5 protein-coding genes are annotated in these 6,000 nt (G+C 61.0%); 4 read left to right on the forward strand and 1 reads right to left on the reverse strand.

Annotated features, from left to right (window positions below; genetic code table 11):
- Positions 1-290: 290 nt before the first annotated feature.
- Together ilvA and ACQ4OB_RS25370 are read left to right on the forward strand one after the other, a co-directional pair.
- Entirely contained in the window at positions 291-1,805 is a 1,515-nt protein-coding gene (ilvA, locus tag ACQ4OB_RS25365) for a threonine ammonia-lyase, biosynthetic (protein ID WP_074871749.1), read from the forward strand.
- Positions 1,806-1,844: 39 nt separating this feature from the next.
- Complete coding sequence (locus ACQ4OB_RS25370; RefSeq protein WP_430956685.1) at positions 1,845-2,273, forward strand: DUF2269 domain-containing protein; 429 nt, start codon at positions 1,845-1,847, stop codon at positions 2,271-2,273.
- Between the two features lie 129 nt (positions 2,274-2,402).
- Here ACQ4OB_RS25370 and ACQ4OB_RS25375 read toward each other — a convergent pair whose 3' ends face one another.
- Positions 2,403-3,059 (reverse strand): HAD family hydrolase, encoded by a 657-nt coding sequence (locus tag ACQ4OB_RS25375; protein ID WP_430956686.1) that lies wholly within the window; start codon positions 3,057-3,059, stop codon positions 2,403-2,405.
- 143 nt (positions 3,060-3,202) lie between these two features.
- On the opposite strand from ACQ4OB_RS25375, the gene ACQ4OB_RS25380 reads away from it, so the two are divergent.
- Together ACQ4OB_RS25380 and ptsP are read left to right on the forward strand one after the other, a co-directional pair.
- Complete coding sequence (locus tag ACQ4OB_RS25380) at positions 3,203-3,682, forward strand: RNA pyrophosphohydrolase (protein ID WP_008150514.1); 480 nt, start codon at positions 3,203-3,205, stop codon at positions 3,680-3,682.
- Between the two features lie 22 nt (positions 3,683-3,704).
- The gene (gene ptsP / locus ACQ4OB_RS25385) at positions 3,705-5,984 is read left to right on the forward strand and encodes a phosphoenolpyruvate--protein phosphotransferase (RefSeq protein ID WP_430956687.1); all 2,280 of its coding nucleotides are present in this window, start codon (positions 3,705-3,707) and stop codon (positions 5,982-5,984) included.
- Positions 5,985-6,000: the final 16 nt, after the last annotated feature.

Genomic DNA, 6,000 nt, shown 5'->3' on the forward strand with positions numbered 1-6,000 from the left:
TCGCGATGGGGAAGGTCATTGCCGGTATGTCGAATGGTGGCGATGGGGCTTGCCTGTGGCGAGGGAGCTTGCTCCCGCTCGGCTGCGCAGCAGCCGTAAAAACCTGCCCGCGCGGTATGTCTGAAAGAATGCAGGGGGACCGCTTCGCGCTCCAACGGGAGCAAGCTCCCTCGCCACAATGGATCTCCAGCGCCAGTGAGCGGCTAAAACCACCTGTTTAGTGTGGTCGCTCAGGCGAAAGCCGGGTTAGACTCCTTGGCCCTGCCCAACCCGCTCAGTGATGCTTTCCGATGCTCGAACAGTACGTCAAAAAGATCCTCACCTCGCGCGTTTATGACGTTGCCGTAGAAACCCCATTGCAGACTGCCCGCCAGCTCTCCGAGCGGCTGGGCAACAGTATCTGGCTCAAGCGCGAAGACTTGCAGCCGGTGTTCTCGTTCAAGATTCGTGGCGCCTATAACAAGCTCACGCAGCTTTCCGATGAAGAACGCGCTCGCGGCGTGGTCACGGCTTCCGCGGGCAACCACGCCCAAGGCCTGGCCCTGGCGGCGAAAGTGTTGGGCGTGAAAGCGACCATCGTGATGCCCAAGACCACCCCGGAAATCAAAGTCGAAGGCGTGCGCTCACGTGGCGGCAAAGTGGTGCTGCACGGGGATTCGTTCCCGGAAGCCCTGGCCTACTCGCTGAAACTGGTCGACGAAAAAGGCTACGTCTACATCCACCCTTACGACGATCCCCACACCATTGCCGGGCAGGGCACGGTGGCCATGGAGATCCTGCGCCAGCACCCTGGCCGTCTGGACGCAATCTTCGTCCCGGTAGGCGGTGGCGGACTGATCGCCGGGATCGCGGCATACGTGAAGTACCTGCGACCTGAAATCAAAATCATCGGCGTCGAACCAGACGATTCCAACTGCCTGCAAGCCGCCATGGCCGCTGGTGAACGGGTGATCCTGCCGACCGTGGGCCTCTTCGCCGACGGCGTCGCTGTGGCGCAGATTGGTCAGCACACCTTCGACATCTGCAAAGACTATGTCGATGAAGTGATCACTGTCAGCACCGATGAAATCTGCGCGGCGATCAAGGACATCTACGACGATACCCGCTCGATCACCGAACCTGCCGGCGCCTTGGGCGTGGCCGGGATCAAGAAGTACGTCGAGCAGCGCGGTGTCACCGGGCATACCTTCGTGGCCATCGACTCCGGTGCCAACGTCAACTTCGACCGCCTGCGCCACGTCGCCGAGCGCGCCGAACTGGGCGAGGGCCGCGAAGCGATTATCGCCGTGACCATCCCCGAGAAACCGGGCAGCTTCAAGGCGTTCTGCGAGGCCATCGGCAAGCGCCAGATCACCGAATTCAACTATCGCTACAACACTGGCAGCGAGGCGCACATCTTTGTTGGCGTGCAGACGCACCCGGAAAACGATCCGCGCAGTGCGCTGCTTGCCAGCCTGACCGAGCAGGGTTTCCCGGTGCTCGACCTGACCGATAACGAACTCGCCAAGTTGCACATCCGCCACATGGTCGGCGGACGTGCGGCGCATGTGGTGGATGAAGTGATTCTGCGCTTCGAATTCCCGGAGCGTCCGGGCGCGCTGTTCAACTTCCTCAACAAGCTTGGCGGGCGCTGGAACATCTCGATGTTCCACTACCGCAACCATGGCGCGGCGGATGGTCGTGTGGTCGCGGGCCTGCAAGTGCCTCATGAAGAACGTCATCTGGTGCCCGCAGCGCTGGAAGAAATCGGCTACCCGTACTGGGACGAAAGCGACAACCCGGCCTATCAGCTGTTTCTCGGCTGAGCGGCTACGCTGATGGCCAGGCCATAAGGAAATCGAACAATGGAAACATTAACCGCCCTGAAAATCGCTCATATGGTGGCGACGGTGTTGCTGCTGGTCAGCGCGCTGGGTCTGGCGATCTGGGTCTGGCGCACGCGCCGTAACGGCGACGCAACGGCTCACACGCGCACGTTGCAGCGACCGTGGGTGTTTATCTGGCTGGTGATGGGGCTGGCGCTGCTGAGCATGCCGTTTACCGGCTGGTGGATGGTGCATCTGGTGGGCTGGCCGCTGGGGCAGGTCTGGTTGTTGGCTTCCAGTGTGCTGTACACCGTCGCGGCGTTGGGCTGGTTCTGGTTGCTGGTGCGGCTGAATCGGCTGCGTAAAGCGCCGGCAGCGGGCACTGGGAGGTTTACGTTGGCGTTGGCGCTGTTCAGCTTTGTCTGCTTTATCGCCATTGCGGGGTTGATGGGGGCCAAGCCGGTTTAGCGCGAAATCTGTAGCAGCTGCCGAGGTACGAGGCTGCGTTGCGTGTCCGCAGGACCGCCCCCCGGGGCCGTTGCGCAGCCCAACGCAGCCCAACGCAGCCTCGTACCTCGGCAGCTGCTACAGGCGATTTCAATCGCGCAACGAAATCACCGGCCAGCCACGCTTCTCGGCTTCAGCGCGCAAATTCGGGTCCGGATCGACCGCAACCGGATTGGCCACTTGCTCCAGCAGCGCGAAATCATTCATCGAGTCGCTGTAGAAATAGCTGTCCTCCAACGAATACCCGGTTTCTTCCAGCCAACGATTCAACCGCGTCACCTTGCCTTCCCGGAAGCACGGAACATCGGTGCTGCGCCCGGTATAGCGGCCATCAACCATTTCACATTCCGTGGCGATCAGGGTTTCGACGCCCAGACGCTGGGCAATCGGCCCGGTAACAAAACGGTTGGTCGCGGTGATGATCACCAGTTTGTCGCCGGCCTCGCGGTGCTTGGCCAGCAGTTCGATAGCCTTGGGCAAGACAATCGGCTCAATGCAATCGCGCATGTAATCCAGGTGCCATTGATCCAGCGTGGCCATCTCGGTGCGGCCGAGGACTTCGAGGCAGAAGTTCAGGTAGGCATCGTTATCGAGCTTGCCGGCCAGGTAATCCTGATAGAACTCGTCGTTGCGTGCCTTGTAGGCGACGGCGTCGAGGAAGCCGCGCTCGCACAGGTAATCGCCCCAGGCGTGGTCACTGTCACCGCCCAAGAGCGTGTTGTCCAAGTCGAATAAAGCCAGCCGCATTGCAGTTACTCGCTGAAAAGTCTGTAGAAAGGCGTCCAGAATACGGACTTTTCACAAGAGTGCACATAAGGTAGACCGGCTCGTTGCTGCTATCACAACCTTTGTGGAACAATGCGGCGACATGCGTTTGCGAGGTTGTTGCCGTGATCGACCCCGATGGTTTCCGCCCCAATGTCGGGATCATTCTCACGAATGATGCCGGACAGGTGCTATGGGCTCGCCGTATCAATCAAGATGCCTGGCAGTTTCCACAGGGCGGGATCAACCCCCAGGAGACGCCGGAAGACGCCTTGTACCGCGAGTTGAACGAAGAAGTGGGTCTAGAGCGCGAAGATGTTGAAATTCTCGCCTGCACCCGGGGCTGGTTGCGCTATCGTTTGCCGCAACGTCTGGTCCGCACGCACAGCCAACCGCTGTGCATCGGCCAGAAACAGAAATGGTTTCTCCTGCGCCTGGTCTCCAACGAGCAGCGGGTGCGGATGGATTTGACCGGTAAACCGGAATTCGATGGCTGGCGCTGGGTCAGCTATTGGTATCCGTTGGGCCAGGTGGTGACATTCAAGCGCGAAGTGTATCGACGCGCTCTCAAAGAGCTTGCCCCGCGCCTTTTATCGCGCGACTGACGACGGAGTTCGACCCCGAGCCATGCTCAATACGCTGCGCAAGATCGTCCAGGAAGTTAACTCCGCCAAGGATCTCAAGGCGGCGTTGGGCATTATTGTATTGCGCGTCAAAGAGGCCATGGGCAGCCAGGTCTGCTCGGTCTACCTGCTTGACCCTGAGACCAACCGCTTCGTGCTGATGGCCACCGAGGGCTTGAACAAGCGCTCGATCGGCAAAGTCAGCATGGCACCCAACGAAGGTCTGGTCGGCCTGGTCGGCACGCGTGAAGAACCGCTGAACCTCGAAAACGCCGCGGATCACCCGCGCTATCGCTACTTCGCCGAAACCGGTGAAGAGCGTTATGCCTCGTTCCTCGGGGCGCCGATCATTCACCACCGCCGCGTTGTCGGCGTGTTGGTCATTCAGCAAAAAGAACGCCGCCAGTTCGACGAAGGTGAAGAAGCCTTCCTCGTGACCATGAGCGCGCAGCTCGCCGGTGTTATCGCCCACGCCGAGGCCACCGGTTCGATCCGCGGGCTGGGCCGTCAGGGCAAGGGCATCCAGGAAGCCAAGTTCATCGGCGTACCGGGTTCGCCGGGTGCGGCGGTCGGTACCGCGGTGGTCATGCTGCCGCCGGCCGACCTGGACGTGGTGCCGGACAAGACCATCACCGACATCGCGGCTGAGCTCGGGCTGTTCAAGACCGCCATCGAAGGCGTGCGCGCCGACATGCGCGCCTTGTCCGCCAAACTGGCGAACCAGTTGCGCCCGGAAGAGCGCGCGCTGTTCGATGTTTACCTGATGATGCTCGACGACGCGTCACTGGGTAGCGAAATCACTACCGTGATCAAGACTGGCCAGTGGGCCCAAGGCGCATTGCGTCAGGTGGTCGCCGAACACGTCAACCGTTTCGAATTGATGGACGACGCCTACCTGCGTGAGCGCGCCTCGGACGTCAAGGACCTCGGTCGGCGCTTGCTCGCCTACTTGCAGGAAGAGCGTCAGCAGACCCTGGTCTACCCCGACAACACCATTCTGATCAGCGAAGAACTGACGCCGGCAATGCTCGGCGAGGTGCCGGAAGGCAAACTGGTCGGCCTGGTGTCGGTACTCGGTTCCGGCAACTCTCACGTGGCGATCCTGGCACGCGCCATGGGTATCCCGACGGTGATGGGCCTGGTCGACTTGCCGTATTCCAAGGTCGACGGCATCCAGATGATCGTCGACGGTTACCACGGCGAGGTCTACACCAACCCCAGCGAAGTGCTGCGCAAGCAGTTCGCCGAAGTGGTCGAGGAAGAGAAGCAACTGGCCCTCGGGCTGGATGCACTGCGGGACTTGCCGTGCGTGACCCTCGATGGTCACCGCATGCCGCTGTGGGTCAACACCGGCCTGCTGGCGGATGTGGCGCGGGCGCAGAAGCGCGGCGCCGAAGGCGTCGGTCTGTACCGCACCGAAGTGCCGTTCATGATCAATCAGAGGTTCCCAAGCGAAAAGGAGCAGCTGGCGATCTATCGCGAGCAGCTCGCCGCATTCCACCCGCAACCGGTGACGATGCGCAGCCTGGACATCGGCGGCAACAAATCGCTGTCGTACTTCCCGATCAAGGAAGACAACCCGTTCCTCGGCTGGCGCGGCATTCGCGTCACGCTCGACCACCCGGAAATCTTCCTGGTGCAGACCCGCGCCATGCTCAAGGCCAGCGAAGGCTTGAACAATCTGCGGATTCTGCTGCCGATGATCTCCGGCACTCACGAACTGGAAGAAGCCCTGCACCTGATTCACCGGGCCTGGGGCGAAGTCCGCGACGAAGGCTGTGACGTGCCTATGCCGCCGATCGGCGTGATGATCGAAATTCCGGCAGCGGTTTATCAGACCAAGGAACTGGCGCGGCAAGTAGACTTCCTGTCGGTCGGTTCCAACGACCTGACCCAGTACCTGTTGGCGGTGGATCGAAACAACCCGCGGGTAGCCGACCTCTACGACTATCTGCACCCGGCGGTGCTGCAAGCCCTTCAGAGCGTGGTGCGTGACGCGCATGCCGAAGGCAAGCCAGTGAGTATCTGCGGTGAGATGGCCGGTGATCCAGCGGCGGCGGTGCTGTTGATGGCGATGGGCTTCGACAGCCTGTCGATGAACGCCACCAACCTGCCGAAAGTGAAGTGGATGTTGCGTCAGATCAACCTGAGCAAGGCCAAGGAATTGCTCGCGGAGCTGATGACCATCGACAACCCGCAAGTTATCCACAGCTCGCTGCAATTGGCGCTGAAGAACCTTGGGTTGGCGCGGATGATTAATCCGGCTTCGGCCAAGACCCTCTAAAAGGCTGATGGCCCCA

Origin of the sequence: Pseudomonas sp. ES4, from assembly GCF_050586665.1 — a bacterium.
Lineage (GTDB): Bacteria > Pseudomonadota > Gammaproteobacteria > Pseudomonadales > Pseudomonadaceae > Aquipseudomonas > Aquipseudomonas frederiksbergensis.